Here is a 21,005-nt window from a genome sequence, read left to right as displayed (position 1 = left end):
TCAGCCACTGCATTACTGCAATTGCCGCATGACTCGAGGCTGGTGTGATTCGCTAAATCTTCTACCATAAGACTCTTTCATTCTCTATCTCTTACCGGTTTTAATCGGCGCTTTCGGTCCGACCCCGGTTCCCTGCTTAAATCTCGGTTGGGTGACTTTTTTATATTTTTTAACCACGAAAAAGATGAACTAAAAAAATTATCTAAATTGAAAGACATTCCATCATCTCTTCCGGTTTTATGCTCCTATCCGCTGTCGGCCTGAGAACATCCCTCGCCAGATCCGCCTTGGATTTTATCAACTCATTCAGCCGGTCTTCCACGGTTACAAATCCAGCCTCTTTTACAATCGGATAATAGACATTCACAGTTTTTCTCTGCCGGATACGATGGACCCGGTCTGTGGCCTGATTTTCCTTAGCCGGATTCCAAGGGCGGGTGTAATGGATCACATGGTTGGCGGCTGTAATATTCAACCCCACGCCTCCTACCTGATGGCCGAGAATAATCACGTTAAATCCCTGCTTCTCAGAAAATATATCGATAATGCATTGTCTATTTTCCGTGATTTCTCCATTGATAATATCAGGCCAGATTCCAAATCTTTCATGGATGCTTTGGCGCAGGATTCGTTGAACTTTTTTAAAATCCGAAAAAATGATCACTTTTTCAGATACTGCCTGAATACCAGAGATAATATCAAGGGTCGCCTTGAGTTTAGGGCAATCGGATATATCTATTTTCGGCCTGATATTATAATCTGTCGTCAGCGCCGAAGGGTGCGCGCAAAACATGATAAGTTTTTGAATCGCCGCCAGGGCAGCCCCTCTGCCTCCGGTTTTTCCAGCGTCAGCGATTTCCCGGTATATTCTCAGTTGCGCTTTTGAAAGAGACACATGAGCGTAATTGATATTTTTTGGCGGCAGATCAAGCGTTTCGGATTTAAGTCGCCGCAGATAATGCCCTTTGACCTTGCCGAGCAATTCCTGAATTTTTTCCTCACGTTTTTCTTCCCCGCTTTCGATAATAGGACGCTCATAGTATTTTCTAAAATCGGCCCAGCTACCCAACAACCCAGGTTGGACAAAATCCATGATGCACCAGAATTCAATCAATCCGTTTTCAACCGGTGTTCCTGTCAAGGCCGCCCGATGCTTGGTTTTCAATGCTTTGACCGCACAGGTGCGTTGTGTTGTTGGATTTTTGGCATACTGCGCCTCATCACAGACAACCATGTTCCAGTCGATTCTCCCAAGTCGCGTCTGATCGCGCCGGAGAGTATCATAGGTCGTCAGCACAACATCAACTTGTTGAAAAGAACTGTCCGGCACACTACGTTGCCGCCTTTCGTATAAAAAAATACGCAGCTTTCCCTTTGAAAACAGTTGGATCTCTCTTTTCCAGTTTTCCATTAGTGTTTTAGGCAAAACGACCAGATGCGGGCCTTTCTCCCCAGATTCTTTCATATTCATAAAATGGGCAATAACCTGAACGGTTTTACCCAAACCCATTTCGTCAGCCAGCAAGCCACCGATAAGATGAGTATTGAGTCTGGTCAGCCACCTGAAACCGTTGAGCTGATACGGATAAAGATCCCCGTTGAAAGTTTCCGGAGGATCAATCACGGGAAGATCATCCGGCAGAAGCTCTACCTCTTCCGGCAACAATTTTTTATCGACAAATTCCAACAACTGAAGATTTTCATAGATGTCCAGCACTGCCCCGGCTGGAATTTTATACGTACCGTTTTCCTGCCTTGTCAGGGTGTTCAAAATTTTGTCAAATTTTTCACCTCTCTCGGGATCGATCCGTACCCAATCCTCGGCATGTAAGACATATTCTTCACCGGTTTCTCTGGAACGTTTGACAAGCTCCCGGTAAGTTTCCGGCGACAATCCTTCCGGCACCTGGAATCCATCCCCACCATGGGATTCTGTGGGTTCCTCATCTAAATTCGCAGCAGGAGACCAATCTTCCAGATCCACTTTCGGGACGGCGTCAAACCAACCACCTGTGGTTTTATTGACATGAATGTAGGGCCGGGAATTATAAACTTTTGTTTTTATGCCTTTTACACGCTCACTGAACAATGAAAGATCAAATCCTTCAGGAATTATCTGCTCAGGATTGGTCAAGAGCTTAGGAACACCTGTACCCTTGATTTTCCCCCCTTTTGGTAGCTCAGACAGTCTGCTGCACAGATCTTTATCCAGAACCAACCGCTTACGCTGGTATCCGGATTCTGCTTTTGTGATGACCGGTTTGATATCACCGGTTAACAAGTCTTCTCCTGAACCGATCCCATAAGACTTCATTCCTTCAACTTCAGGAATCAGGGTGATCTCTTCAGGGCTGTCAACTCGCATATCCAGTTTTGCGTCTGACCGGAAGGCGTATTCTTCGGAAGCCAGGTACTTATCGATCCCGGCGTTTGCCTTTTCGGCGGCGTCTTTTACCGCGGCCAGATACCCCATACGATCCTCAAGACTGTCCCAATTCACATCATTGCCTTGAGCCAGGTCAAACACACGAGCCTGTTCCAACGTTAATGCCGCAATATGTTGATCATCTATAACAAACACCCTGCCGTTGCGATACGGATCTTCTTCACGTAACGGCCCGTAATCCGGATGATTCGCCTCCACCGATATCCTGAAATCCCTGTCACCTACATGCGAGGATGAATCAACCTGCATCTCAAGGGATTTGGCAAACGGAATAGCAAGAACATGAAACAGGTCGCTGTCTTCGTCGGAATTCAATTGATCATAAATTGTATATGGAACGATCCATGCCCCCTTATCTGACGGTTCCAGCAGCCCCTCTACCCACAGGCTGTCGAGAGCTGACCAGAGATCGCCCTGAAAGAGTAATTTTGATAGTATTTCTGAGCTGTTGCTGTTTAACGGAAACGCAGGAACTGGCTCTTCGGTACAGGCAAATCGTATTCCCTCCGGCCGGAATGACTTTGTAAGCATCCGTTTCCGTTTTTTTTTAAACAGTTTCATAATGTCCTCACAAAATAATCAATCCTGTCACGTTCTTTTTCCTGCCACACACCCCGATAATGAAGGATTCTTCCATCCCAACCCGGATAGGCCTTATCCCTGAGCGTCAATGATTTATCTTTGAAATAACCCGCCTGCTGAGTTAAGAATCGTTCGCCTGCCCAGAATTTCTGGAATTCATTCCTTGGATACACATACGCCGCATTTCCAACATTTTTAAATTCCACGACTCCGAATGTCCCAAAATCCAACATGAATCCGTCTTTATCCAGTATCTCCCGGACCCGTTTGACCCTTGCCTGGTCGACATACTGTCTCCAGAAATCCGCACGCTCGCCTTCAAAAAAGTCTTCAATACGCTGTAATATGACCCAGGACAAAAATTCCTGTCTGGATTCTGGATTAACATCCCTCCAGAACGAAGAATCCACAGCCGTCTCATCATCCGACGAGTGCGGTTCGCCAAATGTTTTCCATATATATGCGAGGATGCCTTCATCCCAGTTATTTCTGGCTTTGAGCGCATTTAGATAATGTCGACCGAATGCAGACTGATACGGAACATTGGTCACCCGGGCATATTCTTCGAGTATTCGTCGGCTGCTCTCTTTCTGCAGGGTACCGGCTCTTCCTTTGGCAAGCATCGTTCTCCAGGCCACCTGGAAAAGTCCGTCCTCAGGTTTTAAACGATTCTGTAACAGAAAGTCATCGTATAAAGTATTGGCTTTGGCAGTTTCAACATCACGCAATATCCCCTCAGAAAGCCGGTTTGAAACCAACCAGAACGCGATTCGATCTGATACGCGACTAGATTTTTCCAATGTCGTCATTCCTTTTTGAAAAATCAATTCCCTCAATACTTCTTCAAGAAGATCGCAGGGGTAATGTCTGACCAGCATGAACCAACCCTGAAAAATCACTTGCTCCTTCGGACGGGTTTTCAGAATCCGTGCGGCCTTCATGCCAAGTTTTTTCTTCTGATCATGAATAATTATATGAATACAAGCCAGCAAACGATTCAGATCAAACGCATACGCCAATTCAGTCAGCTTATCAACCGGGCAAAGCTCAAGCCTTTCCCTGACTTCATCCAGAAGTGAACGGGAAATAAGAATCTGATCACCCTTGCGGCGAGGGTGCTGAGCCCTCACCTGCTCGAACAAACTATCCAGTCGGTTGGATTGGAACGTAAGCCTCATGCGTTACTTGATAATCTGTCTTAAAATGTTCAAAAAATCTCTCAGGACATCCGTCTCACTTAATCGAATCGTTATTTCAACACGCCGGGCTTCCGCACATCTTTCATCCACGCATCCGACCGGAAACCGGGTATCCGAATAACCGGCTGTTATCGCCTTTTTTTTCAATAAATCCATATAAGGTTTCATCGCCGGTTCATTCAGAAGGAATGACAAAACTTGTCCGGCGCGTTCCCGAGAAATGAACGGATTGGCGTTTCGAGTGTCTGCTCTGTCTGTATGACCTGATATTTCAACAACCTCTATTCGTTCCAGAAACTGTGGATACCGATATATGATCTCAAGATATTTGGGAACGGCCTGACGCAATATTGCTTCAGCCTCCTGCCCCAGTTCTGTACGGCCGAATCCAAATCTCAGGCTTTTCTCACTGATCACCAGCGCTCCGGTGTTACAATCAACTTCAACATTTTCAATCTCGGACAGATTTCTGTCATGACAAATATCGTCCACCACCTGTTCCCATTCCTTAACCAGATGAGTGGGTTCCACCAAGCGTTTGCCGATATCCAGCAATGTTATGACGGTAGTCAATGCAAAAATCATCAGCAGCCCGGCCATCAAATCGCTGTAGGATGCCCAGAAGGTTTCGATTTCCTCATGCCTTTGGACAGCCCAGGGATTTTGTCCTTTCTTGGAAAATGGCATCATTTACTCATCATCCTCCGGAAAAATCCTCCCCTGTTCTCGGCAGGGCTGCTTTCAGGACCATTCGTGATTTTCATCGGCTGCAATGAATCGGTTATTTTATCCATTGAGCTGCTGATGGTTTTCAGATGCGGTAGGATGTTATCGGACATCCCTGAATGAAGCGTATTAATCTGCCGATCAATGGATGACATTCTCTCGAGGACCGCTTCGCTGTAGTTTCCGTTTCCATTACCGCTATCTCTCGATATGAAGTTGTTAATACGTTCCACGTGGCTGCAGAGTCCATTTAATGTCGTCATCAGTTCGGGATTCATTTGCTGTTCCGGATTCGGTGCCGAATATTTTTCAACGGCCTGATTCAGTTCAATAATGGCGTTATGAACGGGGCTGTTTTTTTCCAACATGGCAGATTGCTGTCTTAATTCAATCGACATTTCATTGGAAAGCCGTTTCAGCTGATCCATACACTCTTTATTGTGCATTTGAATCATTTCCGAACCGGTTTTAAACCCCTCTACCAGTGTGTCCATTCCTCTTTGAAAATCCTCGGAAATCCCGCTGATCGTCTCAACGACATTGGCCATGCGTACAGAAGCTTCGGAAGCCTTTTCGATATTCGAGACGACCACATCGTTTGTGGCATGTCGAAGATCATCCAGAATTTCTTTCTGAGTCGAAATATCCTGACTGATGGTCTTAAGCACACCCTCAAGAGAAACAACCAGTCCCGGCATCTCCTCCATGGACTGTTTGACTTCAAACAGACTGCCACTGAACCGTTCCACCACTTCAGCCACCTTTTCATCATATGTTTCAAGGGCCTTGTTCAGATGGGTTCCGATCCCCTCGGCCAGTTCCCGGATGGTTCCCCGAATCTGTTCAACAACTGCGGCAGAATTTTCCGTGATGGTATTCCATGCGCCTTCCGATTCCTTCCGTGCCCGATCCATGGCCTGGACCTGGGACTGCATTGACTCTTGAAGAATGCCCTGCCCCTCTTTGGCCCGGGTTGCCGAACTTTCAAGCAGTGCAGCAGCCGAAGCAATATCACCTGATGAGGATTTGAGCTTTTGGGAAATACCTTCGAGACCATCCAGGCTTTCGCTGAGTATTTCACCGGCCCTGCCTGTTTTTTCGATCAGTTCGGTCTGAGCGCTAAACTGGCTCTTTAGCTGATTGGTAAACTCCAACAGCTGCTCCCGGATTCCGGTCTGGGCTTTTGTGGTGTCCTCGATAATCCTGCCCATCTTCTGGAACTGCATTTTGAAGGTATCATTCATATACGCCACATATTCCTTCAAAACCGTTTCCATGGCTTCGGACTGCTTTTGCTGAGAATGTTCGAAGTGGTCCGTGATGACATCACTCATTCGGGTCAGCTTTTCATTGAAGCCATCGAGAATTTGTGACTGTTGCTGTTTTGATTCCTTGAGATCGCTTTTGATCCATTCATGGAGATCTTTTATTACCGGAACCAATTGAGTTTCCATTACTTCACCCAATGCCGGGGCAAACGTATCAGAAAGTTTTATAGCGATGTCTGTTGCCATCGTCTGCAGACCATGTTTGATATCGGCCTGAAGTTCCATATATTTTCGGGCATATCGTTCATTGGAGTGACATGGAAATATGTTATAGACCAGATCATCTACGCGAAGAAGAGTTTGCTCAAGGCCATTGACAGCAAAACGGCAAGAAAGCGTAAAGAGAATCGACAAAAAAATACCAAGAAGTGAGGTTTGAAATGCGAGAGAAAGTCCTGAAACCAGATGTCCAACGCCCTGCTTCAAATTTTCAAGCTCATCCAGTCGAAGATCATTCAACCCTAGCATGAGCCCCAGAAACGTACCGAATATGCCTATGGCAACAAAAATTCCCGGCAGCGCTTCCGTCATGCGACGGTTGCGGACGCTATCGAGGACAATTTCAGGCGTTAAAAATTCTCTGAGCCGGATTGGAATCGATGCAGTGTCTTCACCGGATATCCGGGAATCCTCCCAACTGACTCTAAAGGATTTAAAAGCCCTTTCAGCCCATTGGGTTGTGTCAAAAAGTGTAGCCTGAATCTGCTGTCTGAGGGCTTTCGGATCACTATCGGCTTTCAAGTACTTTTTCAACAGCCGTTCATTACTGGAGAGTTGATACCAGCGGCGAAAAATTGGCCAAAGCTGGAAAATCACAGCCCCAAAAAAACAAACAAACTGAAATCCCAAATAATACCATGTCGAAAAGAGCATATCGGACTCCGTTTAATCTGGTGTAAAGCTGAATTTTCAATTTCTCAGGCTGGAAAATTTAATTCACTTAATAGCTAAGCATTTTCCTCCCCAAGATCGGTGACAATCAAACGAAACTGTTCCAGTGCGGCTTCAAGGTCTTCGACGATTTCGCGGGCGATGATATCGGGATCAGGCAGATTGTCAGATTCTTCGAGGCTTTCGTCCTTGAGCCAGAAAATATCGAGGCTGGCCTTGTCACGGTTGACAAGCTCATCATACCCATAGGAACGCCAACGGCCGTCGGGATGGTCTTCACTCCAGGTCGGCTTCCGTTCATGACGGTTTTCCGGATTATAACACCGGACAAAATCATCCAGATCTTCACGTTTCAAGGAATTAGTCTTGAGGGTAAAGTGTATGTTGGTGCGAAGGTCGTAAATCCAGAGTGTTTTTGTCCAGGGGGTTTCCGATGCGGGTTTGCGGTCAAAGAAAAGTACGTTTGCTTTTACCCCCTGGGCATAAAAAAGCCCGGTGGGCAGGCGCAACAGGGTATGGACATCGCAACCATCCATGAGCTTTCGGCGCACAATCTCCCCTGCCCCGCCTTCAAACAGGACGTTGTCCGGCACCACGACGGCCGCACGCCCGTTCTGCTTGAGCAGGGTTTTGACGTGCTGGACAAAATTGAGCTGTTTATTGGAAGTGGTAGCCCAGAAATCCTCCCGCTCAATGTTATCTGTTTCCTTTTTAGCCTTACCGTCTTCTCCCACAATGGTGGTGCTACTCTTTTTGCCAAAGGGGGGGTTGGTCAGCACGATGTCGAAACGATCGCCGGGATCAGCCGCAAGGGAATCGGAAACCGATAGCGGCAATTTCCCGCCGTTGGTACCGATTCCGTGCAGCATCAAATTCATGGCACAGAGCCGGGCCGTGCTCTGCACCAGCTCCCATCCGGAAAAAGTGGCATCCTTGAGTTGTTTCTTTTCATCCCGGGTCATCGTCGGAAAATGGGCGATGAGATAGTCAAGTGCCGCCAGCAGAAACCCGCCGGTGCCGCAGGCCGGATCGCAGATGGTATCCCCCGGTTTGGGTAAAATGACATCCACCATGGCCCGGATAAGGGGCCGTGGGGTGAAATACTGGCCGGCACCGGATTTGGTATCCTGGGCGTTTTTCTCCAGCAGCCCTTCGTAGGCATCGCCCTTGACGTCGGCGCTCATGATCGACCAGTTCTCTTTGTCGATCAGGTCAACGAGCAGGCGCCGCAGCTTGGACGGGTCTTGAAATTTATTCTGGGATTTATTGAAGATGAGGCCGAGCAGGCCTTTTTCTTTGCCCAACGCCTCCAGGATGTGACGATAGTGGTCAAACAGTTCATCGCCGTCTTTTTTCAGCAGGCTGGTCCAGTCGTAGCCTTGCGGAACGGCGCTGGACTCGTTATAGGGCGGTTGGGTGCGCTCGTCCGCCATTTTGAGAAACAGCAGATACGTCAACTGCTCGACATAGTCGCCATAGCTCATGCCGTCATCGCGCAGGACATTACAGTAGTTCCAGAGTTTTTGAACGATATTTGCAGGGGTCATGAATTCGTAATTTCCCGTCTATTGACATTATTAGATATAAATTATATTTTAGAGAAAAAGTCCTGACATGTGCCTGGTATATTTTCTCCCATCGGTTATTACCGGCATCACACGGGCTATCAAACTTTTACCGGACAGAAAATCTTTATGCGAAAAAAATCTCTTTTTAAAACCAATCGTTATCTTAAAAATCCTGAAAAGTATCAGGATGCTCTGATTACGAATGTCTCCAGCTCGACGGTTATCGAAACCAACGCCAGTGTTCAGGCTGTTACTGAAAAGTTGGCTGCCGCCAAGAGCAGAATCTTTCACGCTACCCGGCCGAAGCGGAAACAGAATTTCTGATTATCTCAGAAAATAATTGTTCCATCGGTTTGTAATTGAGTTCCATTCCCGCCTGAACCGCCAGAAAGTACTTGTTCCTCTGTTCAGAAATCCCGCTGAAATCCAGCAACGGAAATCCCGCCTGCAGTGCCATTAACGTTGAGAGCAATCGAGCAATACGGCCATTTCCTTCGCGGAATGGATGAATTAATACCAACTCCACGTGAACTTCGGCTATCGCTTGAACCACCTCTTCAGTCTTTTCGAAAATACAGGGGGTGTATCTTTTTAATTGTTCATGTTCAAACTGTTCCATTAATTTTGCAACTTGCGCGGCCATGGCAAAGGGAAAGTTTCCCTTGCTGATATTGACCTGCCGATATCGGCCGGCCCATTCATAAACCTTGCCCAGCCATATTTTATGAAAATGGCAAATATCAGCGGCCAAAAATTGATGATCCTGATCAATGCAACGTATCAACGTATTCGTGGCCTCTGCCAGGGCATCGGCTTCAACGCTGTCCATATCATCCGGATCCGTAATTTTCAGAAGATTCCGCAAGACCTTTCCTTCGGAGCCGGCCTCATATTGCGCCTCAACCAGACCGGCGACATCATATCTACCATTCGTTTTCATGTGTCCGCCAATATTTGATCTGAAACAAAACCCGGATTCATCCCGGACCGTTTATAGGATTGATAAAACCATCGCTCAAATGCCTCTTCATCAACAACTACGATTCGGAAAAACGGAAACCGGGCATCACGGTTTATGGGGTTTTCCATAAACCTCGCTTTTTTCTGCCGCAAACGGCAGCACCTGATCGCCCGGTTTGGGATAATCGACAGGTTTGGGCCTTCGCGGCTTTCTTCCGGACCTGGATGCTTTCGTTTCGCTTTTCATCTCAAACTGTTTCAGGAGCACACTGGCCGGTTCATCATTCGGAAACTGAGAAACCAGCTTTCCGGAAAAAGCCTTTTTGAGGATCGATTGTCGGAGACGTTCGGCACGCCGTAGATCAGCATCGAGGTCTCTTTCTAATCCGTTTACTAAAGAAAAACGATTTTGCATTTCCAAGACAATTTTTCTCTGTTCTTCTGACGGAGGAATAGGAATTGTGAGTGCCTGTAGCTTTGTGCCGTTGACGTTAGCTTGCCCAACTTGCTGGTTAACGACTGACTTTATCCATTTGCGTCCGTACATTGAGTTAATGTAGTAGCTAATAAACTTTGATTCAATACCCATCAACACCTGTACTCTAATTAAATAAGAGGCAAAAGAGCAAAGTTTTGGTTGCCCTTTATAAACAGCCGTTTTCCCTACCAGTTCTGGACTATTAGTACGATTGAACAATAAATCATTATCCTTTAGTAACAGCTCCGGAAACTCACTATGATCTTCAGGTAAATATTTCAACACACCCAACAAAAGTTCACCTTCAAATATATTGCCCATTCTAAGGACAGAAATTCCATTATTATCTTGATTTGTTTTTGATGAACTCCCATATTGAACTTTTCCTGCAACTTGCTGCACTGTCGCCAATGTCCAACTGTATGGAATTTTATAACCGAATCTCTCAGGACCTTTAGGAACCTTATATTTCTTCTTCCACTGTTCATCCTTCGGCACCTTGCCTTTGGCTTTCATATTGGCAAGTTCATTTTGTTCCCATTTGGTACGGCGTTCGATGAGGATGCGAACAAGGAGTTTGCTTGCGGGCTCAACGTCGGGGTGGGCCTGTCTCCATTCTTCGGTGAGTTTTCCTTCGACGGCGGCTTTAAGAACGGCGGCTTTGTAGCGTTTGAGATTGGCCTTAACGCGCTTGAGGTTGGCAACGGCTTCGTCAAGTCGGGAGAATTGTTTTTCGATTTCCGCAACAATTCGTTTTTGTTGGTTAGGTGGTGCAACAGGAATTAGTAATGCCTCAACAGCCGCCTTGCTTAATTCAACTTGATTGGTCGAACCAGACTGCATTGCTTCAATGCAGCCTTGGACAGATTGACTCATTATCCAATAATGGACATACAACGGTTCAACTTCTTTAGGCCTTACAATTGTTACGTGGCTATCGACCACATACTTTTCGTTTTGCGCTAAATGTTTTATTACAGCTGCACGTCCAATAGTCCCAGTGCCCGTGCTATTCCAAAGGATATCCCCTTCCCGGACATAACGCTCTGGTGCCCACTTACTCCATTGATCAGGATCGACGTATTTCAGATGTTCTTTCTGAATTCCGAACCATCGAATGCACTTCTGATTAATTACTGGCAATCCGCTATTCTCAATGTACTTTGGGCTTTTTCCACGCTGGATATACTCGGTTATATCTCCTATCGTTACAACACTCCAGTTTACCGGAAGCGATGATTCATCGATTGTTACAAATTTTTTATCTATCACGCAGCCAACGCCCCATTCAATTCATCTATCATCATACCCAATTCATCCCCAAATAGCTGATACACCCTGCCGAGCCCGCCCTGCTGGGAAAACGGCGCGTAGTCGAAATCTTCCGTTTCAATGCTCAGATTGGCGGCGATATGATCACGGATCATCACCAGCCACCGGCGCTGCTCTTCGCTGAACTTGCTGCCGCCGGATTCCTGCCGGGCCATCCAGTCATTGAAATTGACCTCCACCTTTTCCGGAAACGGCACCAATTCGTTTTCCCGGTGCATGGCAAAACGGACCAACGATACCAGATCCGTGAGGATATGTGGAGCATTTACTCCTTTTACCTTTGATTTTTCAAGCGCGGCATAGGCATTCCACAGCCTGTCCACCCGTAAGGGACTGGGCGGTTTCTCTATTAGGCCGGCGAGCTCCCTGATGTTTTCAAAGCGGAGCCGGGCCTTGTAGGGGGTGGCGTAGAGAATCTGAAGGGCGGTAATTTCATCCTTATTTTCTTTGATAAACTGCTCGAACGAATCGACCAGCCCTTTGGCCTTTTCAAGGGCAGCGGCCGAAAACCCGGCCTCCAGCACCTGGTCGGTGCTGATGGTGTCGATAGTCTGCTCGTTTTTTTTCTTGATCTCCAAAATCAAGTCCCGCAGTTTGGGATCATACAAAGGTTTAACCGCCTCCCGGATCATTTGGGTTTCGGCCTGTCGGATCTGGTCTTCGGTCGGCTCGACAACCTCCGGATGGTCCTGCTTTGCCCGCTCGATATGGTTATCGGGCTTGAGGGCGGTCACCATATCCGTGGTCAGCTGTTCGATGCTTTTCCCACCGGCAAGGGCTTTTACCTTTTGCCCGTCTTCAGGGCTGATATGCCGGGCGATTCTGGCCAGCCGTCCGGCAATGGAGGAGATGACATCCGGTTCGGTATTGCCAAGGCTTACCGCCTGCATGAGTTTTTCAAGACTGACAGAAGGCTTTCGCTCCATGGGCCGGGAATCGGTCTTGTCCATCTCGCACACACCCACGCAATCAACAATAACGAAATGGTCCTTGCCGTTTGAATCCGGAGTGACGGCCTGCAGATCATCGGCATTGATGATGCGCACGCCCCGGCCCTTCATCTGCTCAAAAAAGGAGCGGGATTTCACAGCCCGCATGAACATGACAATCTCCAGGGGTTTGATATCCGTGCCGGTGGCGATCATGTCCACGGTAACGGCAATGCGGGGATTATAACTGTTCCGGAAAGATGCGATCAGCTCTTCCGGGGTAGCGCCGGTGGTCTTATAGGTGATCTTACGGGCAAAGTCATTGCCCTTTCCAAATTCCTCACGCACCATTTTAACGATATCTTCGGCATGGCTGTCGTCCTTGGCAAAGATAAGGGTCTTGGGGACATGCTCCCGGCCCGGAAAAATCTCAGTCAGGACTTTTTCTTTAAAACTGCGGATAACCGTCCGGATCTGATCCACGGCCACCACGTCACGGTCCAGCCGATTGGGATCGTATTCAAAATCTTCATCCAGCTTTTCCCAGCGGACGGTACGGGTGTCACGGTCGCGCTTGTCGATATAATAGCCTGCCTCGACCCGGGAGCCTTTGTCGGTAATCTCGGTTTTGATCCGGTAGACATCATAATTGACATTGACGCCATCGGCCACGGCGCGCTCATGATCGTATTCCATCACCAGATTCTGGTTAAAAAAGCCAAAGGTCTGTTTGGAGGGCGTTGCGGTCAGCCCGATCAAAAAACCATCGAAATAATCCAGCACCTGGCGCCAGAGGTTATAAATGGAGCGGTGGCACTCATCGGTTACAATGAAATCAAAGGTCTCGATGGGAAAGGCCGGATTGTATTCCAGCGGCGGTGGTTCTTTAAACATCGGAGCAAGCCCCTGGATGGATCGGTCTTCATCCTCTTCGGCAAGCGTCTGGCCCTTGAGCATGGAATACAGGCGCTGGATCGTACAGATGCAGACCCGGGCCGTGGTATCCAGAGTGTTTGAGGTCAGACGCTGGACAATATATTCCTCGGAAAATTTAAAATTATTATAGGGCGAGACATACTGCTGAAACTCCTTGAGCGTCTGCTTGCCCAGATTGCCGCGATCCACCAGAAAAAGGATGCGGCGGGCGCCGGCAAACTTGATCAACCGGTAGATGAAATTGATTGCGGTAAAGGTCTTGCCGCTGCCGGTAGCCATCTGAATCAGAGCGCGGGGCCGATTGGCGGCCAGGGATGTTTCCAGGTTTTTGATGGCCTGGATCTGAGCAGACCACAGGCCTTCTTCATGCAGAGGCGGAAAGGTCTTGAGGCGACCGCGCAGTGTGACAAGATTCGGGTAGCCGTAAGAATCCACTGCGTCATCTACCCGAGGGCCTACATTTTGCGTCTCTTCCATAAAATACCGGGGCTGGTGAAACGCAAACACCTGACGAGAGCGGGGCTCCGGATCAAGATTATTTGTAAACCGGGTAATTTCGCCGGTAGACTGGTAGCAGAAGGGAAGCGGCCTTATCCAGGCGGGGATGCTGTCCGGAAGTCCTTTCAGATATTTATCCGACTGAATTTCAACACCGGTCAGGGTGGTGCCCGCTTTTTTTGCTTCTATGACACCGACCGCCCTGCCGTCCACATAGAGAAGATAATCGGCAAGGCCGTGCCCGGCTTTCAAGGGAAACTCACGGATCGCAACGCCCCGTCCGGCATATATGTTAGCTTCCTTTACGTCCTGGATCTTCCAGCCGGTTTGACTTAATAGCGCATCAATCTTTTCACGAGCTTTTTGTTCGGGTGTCATGATGATATTCGCCGTCATCTTTTTATAAAAAAAATTGATAAAAATTAAAAACTTGCAAACTTTTTTAAGTACCATTAGATAGTCTATAAGTCAATATTGAGAACTACCTATTACACTGTCAAGAAAATGGAAAACCATAAGCACACAATTCTGAGCTCTTTACTCCGATGGGCAATCACGACGGATCGCCCCTACACACGGCAGACATAAGGGAAGAAAAAAAATGGGGACAGGTAAATTATGCTCGATCTCTCAAATACGTCAAATACGAATGAATCCCACCCCGCCAGGTATCACAGAATGCCTTTACCTGCTGAGGCTCACGGGTAATGTGAGGGTCGGACTGGGACGGGCATGAATAAATGCATTTCTCACTTTATGAAGCTTAAATTGCCTCTTTTCCAGACCAATGGCCTGATTTGTTCCAACAGGCCGACCGTGCGCCGCAAATCGTCCAATTTCTGGCCCTGTTCGCGCAGCCGCTGTTCATTCAGGGTGAAACCTCGAACCAGATGCTCCCTCAGCACACTTGTGGTCCATTGGCGGAACTGGGTACCGCGTTTGGAATTGACCGGACTTAGTAAAGGACAAAAATCGGGACTCAAGGCTCACGTATGTGATAATAAACGGGTTGGTATGGGAAAAAACTTAAACCAGGCATCGGCAAAATCAGCTGGGGGGGCAGAATTTTATTACCCCTGCGGCTCTGCGGTAACATCATTTTTTCAGGAATGAAGACTCGGGCCCAAGCTTTCGAAGCCTGTCACCTGAATCCTCTATCAAATAACCATCATACTTTTACCAGACAGATGATCTCCATGCGAAAAAAATCACTCTTTAAAACCAATCGTTATCTCAAGAACTTTAAAAACTATCAGGATGCTCTGATTACGAATGTTTCCAGCTCGACGGCTATTGAAACTGGTGCCAGTGTTCAGGCTATTACCGAAACACTGGCTGCCGCCAGGAGCAGAATCTTTCTGCGCTACCCCACCGAAGCGAAAAAAGAGTTACTGATTAGCTCAGAAAATAATTGTTCCATCGATTTGTAATTGAGTTCCATTCCCGCCTGAACCGCCTGAAAGCACTTGTTCTTCTGTTCAGAAATCCCGCAGAAATTTAACAACGGCAATCCCGACTGCAGGGTATCGATACAGCTGGCCGTTTCGACGGCCTGGAACATGGCCCATTTGGCCCATTTGTGGCCCTTTCCTGTATTCCGGATTTGATTACCTGCCCGATCTCATTTCTATCCCGTCTGCGGAAATTCGATAAATGAGCCATGAGTCCTTTGAGCCCTTTATAAGCCCTTTGTTTTTTAAAATATAGAAAATGCCTTTTCCAGTAGTACCGACTCTTTGGAGGACGCCTTTTTTTCTAAGTACATCAAGATGTCGAGTGGCTGTTGGTTTTGATACACCGAATGCATCCCGATATACCTGATTGTTTATCTGTCGGCCACTGGCACACGCGGCAGTTTTACAATCCCGCATTCAATGGCGTCCATCAGCGAAAAATCACTCATCGTCCATGGAAACAGGGTGCCTTCGGCATATCCAGACCCCCGCAGAAAGAAGGGTGTGGCCGACAGATCCACAATCCGGCTAACGCCAAGCTTTCGACTGGCGACTTCAAGCCCAGTGATCCAGAGCCAGGGCAGCTTCCACCTGGCAAAAAAACGGCCGAATATTGTTGAATTTGTGATGTCGCCAATGCTGAAGCAGCCGGGCGGTTTCGGGTGTCACTTTCCAATCGTTTGGCTTGGGCAGACTTCTCCACTGCTCCACCTCACGGCGAAGATCATTGATAATCGAGGTGGGCGTATTGCTGTTCAGGGGTTGAAAGCCCCTCGACTTCATCGAACACCGATACTGGATCAGACTTGATTTGCAGCCTCATGAAACGATTCTTCTTTATCACGAGACTCAGCCTGAGAGAGATATATAAAGTTCAAATAATATGGAAATTTTTTCGGTTCTTAATACCGAACCGGATAGATATATTCAAAATACAGACGTTTTACTCAGAAATTTAGTTTTAAGCCACCAAGTACGACGGGAATTTAATGTCGAACGACTTGTTACTTATCAAAAAACAATTTATGGCTTGTTCGAGCAATAAAGCAATAATAATGCCACTGCTTCAGGAGGTTGTAAGTTTCTGATTAACGGTTTTCAACCGCAAGGCGCAGGCCAAACACAATCAGGACAGCACCGCTGGATGCCTGAAGCCATTTCGTCACCCGGCCGCCGGTCAAAAATGTTTTCATGTATCCGAAAAAAAAGGTCACCATCGAAAGCCACACCATTCCCATGCCAAAATGAATGCCGGCCAGGAGAATGGATTTGGCAAAAACCGGATCGCCGGGATTGATGAATTGAGGAAGAAACGCCAGATAAAATACGGCCGCCTTGGGATTGAGCACATTGTTGAGCATACCCTCCAGAAAGGCACGCCAGTTTGCCTGTTGTCGAATAGAGGAGGATGATATCCGGCCTGAAAAATCATTCATATTTGCTGCCGGCTTTCGCAGCTCGAGGATGGATTTTATCCCCAGGTATATGAGGTAACCTGCCCCGGCGGTTTTCAGAATATGAAAGGCCGCAGCGGAGTTGACCAGCACAATGGATACGCCGGCTGCCGACAGCGAGGCATGGACAAACAGACCGGTACAGATGCCTGCGGTCGTCATCAACCCGCAGGCTCTGCCGCGAGCCAGAACGCTGCGTATCACCAGCATGGTATCCGGACCGGGCATGAGGGTCAGGACAGCCGCAAATCCCGCAAACGCAATCACCTGATGATCAATCACACGAACCCTCCTGAACTATGAATTAGCGCCCTTGCGGGCGGATTGAGGAGCACTTCGTTTAAGGCAAAAGATAAGAAACAAGAAGCTTTTATTTTATAACATTCTCAAGTGCGCAAAGCTCCCACCCCCTCAGGCACTCAGTCCTTAGTCCTCAGCACTCAGCACTTATACCCTGTCAGATTGATGCAATCGGTGAAATTCGGCAGTTAAGATTTGCCGCAATGTCATTGGGAGACATTTTCAACAGGGTTCCCCGCTGACCGGCGTTAATAAGAACAGTCTCATAAGCCATCAGCGTTATTTCCATCACAACCGGCAGGTTTTGTTTTGACCCGAAAGGGCCAATGCCTCCGATCAGGTATCCGGTCAATCGCTGTGCGGTTGCCGGATCAGCCATTTTCGCATTTTTTACGCCAAATACAAATGCAACCTTTTTCAGATCCAGTTGCATCATACCGGACATGAGCGCCATACAGTAAGACCGGTTCCCCAGATCGACCACAAGCGTTTTTATGGTTTGCGCCAGGGGAAAACCCGTTGCGCTGGCGGCAAACGCCGCGCCCTTCTCTTTGTGGTCATACTTGACGATCTCAAAAACGACGTTCTTTTGTTTCAGTATTTTAACCGCTCTTGTTGACATTTCACTTTAACGAAGCCATCAATTTATATAGTTTATTTGTTGCGTAGTTTAAAAGCCGCTGATGGATGAACGCACCGGCCGGCCACGCCCCAAAAGCAAAAGTACCAGACCGATTAAAAATTGTTGCCTTAAACCGATCAGCGTAGTAAGAAAAAATAAAACGGCTGTCAGAATTCCAACGCTCCTGACAATTCAACCCGTAGCGGGCATCCGCATTCACCGGATCCCGATAACCACAATCTGGAACCCTACTCATTTTCACCCGATTTTTCAAGATGTCTTTGAGGGCTTGATCATAATTTCGGCCACGTTGTCACGGGCTCCGTCCCGCCCATTGTCGGTTTCTCCTACACAATCCGGGGAATGTCGTTCGCCGGCAACGGGCCGGACTTCGAGGCCACGCTTCGGAACTATGGCCGAAGTTATGATCGAGCCCTCTTTGAGCAACACTGATGAGCCATGCCAACATGCCAACGATTCTATGCAGGGGGGTTCCATTGAGGCTCTTTGTCACGCAACTATTTGATTTTTAAAATATATTGATCATGCATATATTTTTTTAAAAAAAAGAAATTTTTTTACCATATTTTCCTTGCGTTTTCCTGAAAAAGGTTTAAATTTCGCAAAAATACAACGTATCAAAAATGGGGTTAATATCGTGATTGTAGATACTCCGACAGCATTCTGATAATCCTGCCGGAATGATTTTTTCTTAAATCGACACTGCGGTTACCACCTTCGGCCAGTCAACTATTAACGTTCATAAAAGGAAACCGAACATGTATCAAAAACCTAATGTGCAATATACAGACAACCTCGTGGTTGAGGAAGATGACGAGCCTCCCAGCCAGCATGCTGTTTTACCCTCCTCGAATTCTGGTTCCCAGAATTTTATCAGCATCTTAGACAATTCCGGGCTTCAACCAACTGAAATTTTTCACCGCAAACGGACCCCTCGCAGCAGTTTAAAAACCCGACTGTTCAGACGTACATTTTATCCCGAAACGACCGATAAACAGTGGAATGACTGGCACTGGCAGATCAATCAGCGAATCCGCACACTGAGCCAGCTCGACAAGCTCCTGGTGCTTTCCGCAGAAGAACGTCAGGCCCTTGAATTTGATGGCTTTAAACTGCCGCTGGGTATGACGCCCTATTATGCCAGTCTTTTATCGGCCGATAACCCGGAGCAGCCCCTGCGGCGTACGGTGGTTCCGACGGTGCATGAATTATTCACCATGCCCGGTGAAGCCAGCGATCCGCTGGGTGAAGAACACCAGAGTCCGGTTCCCGGCCTGGTCCACCGTTACCCGGACCGTGCGCTCCTTCTGGTTGTAGATTTTTGCTCCACCTACTGCCGCTACTGCACCCGCTCACGGATGGTCGGACACGGAGGGGTGAATGCGGGTAAAGCACGTCTGGAAAAAGCCATCGAGTACATCAGAAAAACGCCGGCAATACGCGACGTTCTGTTATCCGGCGGAGACCCCCTCACCCTGAGCGACGATCGTCTGGAATGGCTGCTTGTGAGGTTACGTCAGATTCCGCATGTCGAGATCATCCGCATCGGTACCAAAGTGCCTGCAGTGTTACCCCAGCGCATCACCCCCAAGCTGGTACGGATGCTTCGACGATATCATCCCTTATGGATGAGCATTCATTTTACTCATCCGGAAGAGTGCACGCCTGAGGCAGCCAAAGCCTGCGCGACGCTGGCAGATGCAGGAATCCCCATGGGCTCACAGACCGTACTGCTCAAGGGAATCAACGATTCAGTCGAGATCATGAAAGAGCTGGTACACAACCTGATGATGATGCGGGTCAGACCTTACTACCTTTATCAATGCGATCCGATCTCCGGTTCCGGACATTTTCGTACCCCGGTTGAAAAAGGCCTGGAAATCATCGAGGGACTCCGGGGCTTTACTACCGGCTATGCCGTTCCAACGTATGTCATCGATGCACCGGGAGGCGGCGGTAAGATTCCCTTGATGCCGGATTATACCAGGGGCAGAGAGGGCGACTCACTGATGCTTCGCAATTTTGAAAACAAGATTTACAGCTATCCGGATCCTCAACCGCACACCACGGACATTCAATTGCACTGATCATAAAACTGAAGGCTGGATATTATCACGGTCCTGAGGGTTCCTCTTCCGGACCGTTTCAATGGCCTCGACAAAAATTAAATGTGTGCACATGGGCGGAATTTTTCTCCGTCTTCAAGGCGGTGCCATTTGTTTTTGCCGGGGCCCTCAATATGGTTGCGTCAAATTTTTAACTAACGGAGACAATAAACATGATTATCGGATTGACTTATGATCTTCGCTCCGAATATCTCGCCATGGGATTTGGGGAAGAAGAGACAGCAGAATTCGATCGGGATGATACAATCGATGCGCTGGAAGCCACACTCAATCAGCTTGGGCATGAATGCATCCGCATCGGAAATGCCCGTCAGCTGGTAAAACTCCTGGCGCAGGGCCACCGATGGGATATGGTGTTCAACATCTGTGAAGGACTTCACGGAATCGGAAGGGAAGCCCAGGTGCCGGCCCTTCTGGACATGTACGATATTCCCTATACCTTTTCCGATCCTCTGGTGATGAGCCTGACCCTGCATAAGGCGTTGACCAAGCGGGTTGTTCGCGATGCCGGTCTTTGCACCCCGGATTTCCGGGTTGTCACCGCTGCCGATGATGCATCCCTGGATATTTTCCCGCCCCCGTATTTTGTCAAACCGGTTGCCGAGGGCTCCAGCAAGGGAATCTCGTCCAAATCCGTGGTCAATCGCAAAGAGGATCTGGCCCGGATCTGCAAGGAAATGATTTGCGAATATCGACAGCCGGTTATCGTCGAACGCTGTCTTACAGGAAGGGAATTTACCGTTGGAATCATCGGCACGGGCTCCAAGGCAACCGTACTGGGAACCATGGAGATCCTCTTGCTCGAGGATGCGGAAAAATCGGTATATTCATACCACAACAAGGTAAAGTATGAAAAGCTTGTTCGATACCGGCTGGCAACACCCGAAGGGGATCGATCCGTTCAGGAGGCTGAAGCCCTGGCCCTGAATGCCTGGAAAGTACTGGAATGCCGGGACGGGGGACGTGTGGACGTGCGATGCGATGATGCAGGACAGCCCGGTTTTCTGGAGGTGAATCCGCTGGCCGGACTGAATCCAAAACATTCGGATCTGCTGATTTTATGCTCCCTTCTGAATATTACCTATGTCAGTTTGATCGAGCGGATACTATCATCGGCGGCTACTCGGATTAAAACCGGAAAGGATTGAGGACAAA

Annotated in this window: 15 protein-coding genes; 3 read left to right on the top strand and 12 right to left on the bottom strand. The window is 48.0% G+C overall.

What is annotated here, in order from left to right:
• Nucleotides 1-202: 202 nt before the first annotated feature.
• From PHQ97_04600 to rhuM, 9 genes are all read right to left on the bottom strand, one after another.
• Entirely contained in the window at nucleotides 203-3,007 is a 2,805-nt protein-coding gene (locus tag PHQ97_04600) for a DEAD/DEAH box helicase (GenBank protein MDD4392016.1), read from the bottom strand.
• Nucleotides 3,004-4,206 (bottom strand): hypothetical protein, encoded by a 1,203-nt coding sequence (locus PHQ97_04595; GenBank protein MDD4392015.1) that lies wholly within the window; start codon nucleotides 4,204-4,206, stop codon nucleotides 3,004-3,006. The genes PHQ97_04600 and PHQ97_04595 overlap by 4 nt, the downstream gene beginning before the upstream one ends.
• Nucleotides 4,207-4,209: 3 nt before the next feature.
• The gene (locus PHQ97_04590; GenBank protein MDD4392014.1) at nucleotides 4,210-4,917 is read right to left on the bottom strand and encodes an OmpA family protein; all 708 of its coding nucleotides are present in this window, start codon (nucleotides 4,915-4,917) and stop codon (nucleotides 4,210-4,212) included.
• Nucleotides 4,914-7,034, bottom strand: coding sequence for a MotA/TolQ/ExbB proton channel family protein (locus PHQ97_04585; GenBank protein MDD4392013.1), 2,121 nt, complete (start codon nucleotides 7,032-7,034; stop codon nucleotides 4,914-4,916). The genes PHQ97_04590 and PHQ97_04585 overlap by 4 nt, the downstream gene beginning before the upstream one ends.
• Before the next feature lie 194 nt (nucleotides 7,035-7,228).
• Nucleotides 7,229-8,719, bottom strand: a complete 1,491-nt coding sequence (locus PHQ97_04580; protein MDD4392012.1) for a class I SAM-dependent DNA methyltransferase — start codon at nucleotides 8,717-8,719, stop codon at nucleotides 7,229-7,231.
• A gap of 313 nt (nucleotides 8,720-9,032) precedes the next feature.
• The gene (locus PHQ97_04575; protein ID MDD4392011.1) at nucleotides 9,033-9,680 is read right to left on the bottom strand and encodes a Fic family protein; all 648 of its coding nucleotides are present in this window, start codon (nucleotides 9,678-9,680) and stop codon (nucleotides 9,033-9,035) included.
• A gap of 126 nt (nucleotides 9,681-9,806) precedes the next feature.
• On the bottom strand, nucleotides 9,807-11,450 hold the full coding sequence (locus PHQ97_04570) for a restriction endonuclease subunit S (GenBank protein ID MDD4392010.1): 1,644 nt from the start codon (nucleotides 11,448-11,450) through the stop codon (nucleotides 9,807-9,809).
• Nucleotides 11,447-14,251: a type I restriction-modification enzyme R subunit C-terminal domain-containing protein gene (locus tag PHQ97_04565; GenBank protein ID MDD4392009.1), complete on the bottom strand. Its 2,805-nt coding sequence runs from the start codon at nucleotides 14,249-14,251 to the stop codon at nucleotides 11,447-11,449. Before PHQ97_04565 ends, PHQ97_04570 begins: the two co-directional genes overlap by 4 nt.
• Nucleotides 14,252-14,622: 371 nt before the next feature.
• Complete coding sequence (gene rhuM / locus PHQ97_04560) at nucleotides 14,623-14,856, bottom strand: RhuM family protein (protein MDD4392008.1); 234 nt, start codon at nucleotides 14,854-14,856, stop codon at nucleotides 14,623-14,625.
• Nucleotides 14,857-15,069: 213 nt separating this feature from the next.
• Here rhuM and PHQ97_04555 point away from each other — a divergent pair, with 213 nt between their 5' ends.
• Nucleotides 15,070-15,303 carry a hypothetical protein gene (locus tag PHQ97_04555; protein ID MDD4392007.1) on the top strand — a complete coding sequence of 78 codons (234 nt, stop codon included), beginning with the start codon at nucleotides 15,070-15,072 and terminating at the stop codon, nucleotides 15,301-15,303.
• Nucleotides 15,304-15,882: 579 nt separating this feature from the next.
• Here the strand turns inward: PHQ97_04555 and PHQ97_04550 are convergent.
• From PHQ97_04550 to PHQ97_04540, 3 genes are all read right to left on the bottom strand, one after another.
• Entirely contained in the window at nucleotides 15,883-16,110 is a 228-nt protein-coding gene (locus tag PHQ97_04550; protein ID MDD4392006.1) for a hypothetical protein, read from the bottom strand.
• Nucleotides 16,111-16,415: 305 nt separating this feature from the next.
• Nucleotides 16,416-17,063, bottom strand: a complete 648-nt coding sequence (locus PHQ97_04545; GenBank protein ID MDD4392005.1) for a LysE family translocator — start codon at nucleotides 17,061-17,063, stop codon at nucleotides 16,416-16,418.
• Between the two features lie 175 nt (nucleotides 17,064-17,238).
• A complete protein-coding gene (locus tag PHQ97_04540) occupies nucleotides 17,239-17,703 on the bottom strand; it encodes a YbaK/EbsC family protein (GenBank protein ID MDD4392004.1) in 465 nt (154 codons plus the stop codon).
• Nucleotides 17,704-18,482: 779 nt separating this feature from the next.
• On the opposite strand from PHQ97_04540, the gene PHQ97_04535 reads away from it, so the two are divergent.
• Nucleotides 18,483-19,811 carry a KamA family radical SAM protein gene (locus PHQ97_04535; protein ID MDD4392003.1) on the top strand — a complete coding sequence of 443 codons (1,329 nt, stop codon included), beginning with the start codon at nucleotides 18,483-18,485 and terminating at the stop codon, nucleotides 19,809-19,811.
• 191 nt (nucleotides 19,812-20,002) lie between these two features.
• On the top strand, nucleotides 20,003-20,998 hold the full coding sequence (locus tag PHQ97_04530) for an ATP-grasp domain-containing protein (protein MDD4392002.1): 996 nt from the start codon (nucleotides 20,003-20,005) through the stop codon (nucleotides 20,996-20,998).
• Nucleotides 20,999-21,005: the final 7 nt, after the last annotated feature.

Source organism: Desulfobacterales bacterium, from assembly GCA_028704555.1.
Lineage (GTDB): Bacteria > Desulfobacterota > Desulfobacteria > Desulfobacterales > JAQWFD01 > JAQWFD01.
This window is presented reverse-complemented; position numbering and strand designations above follow the sequence as displayed.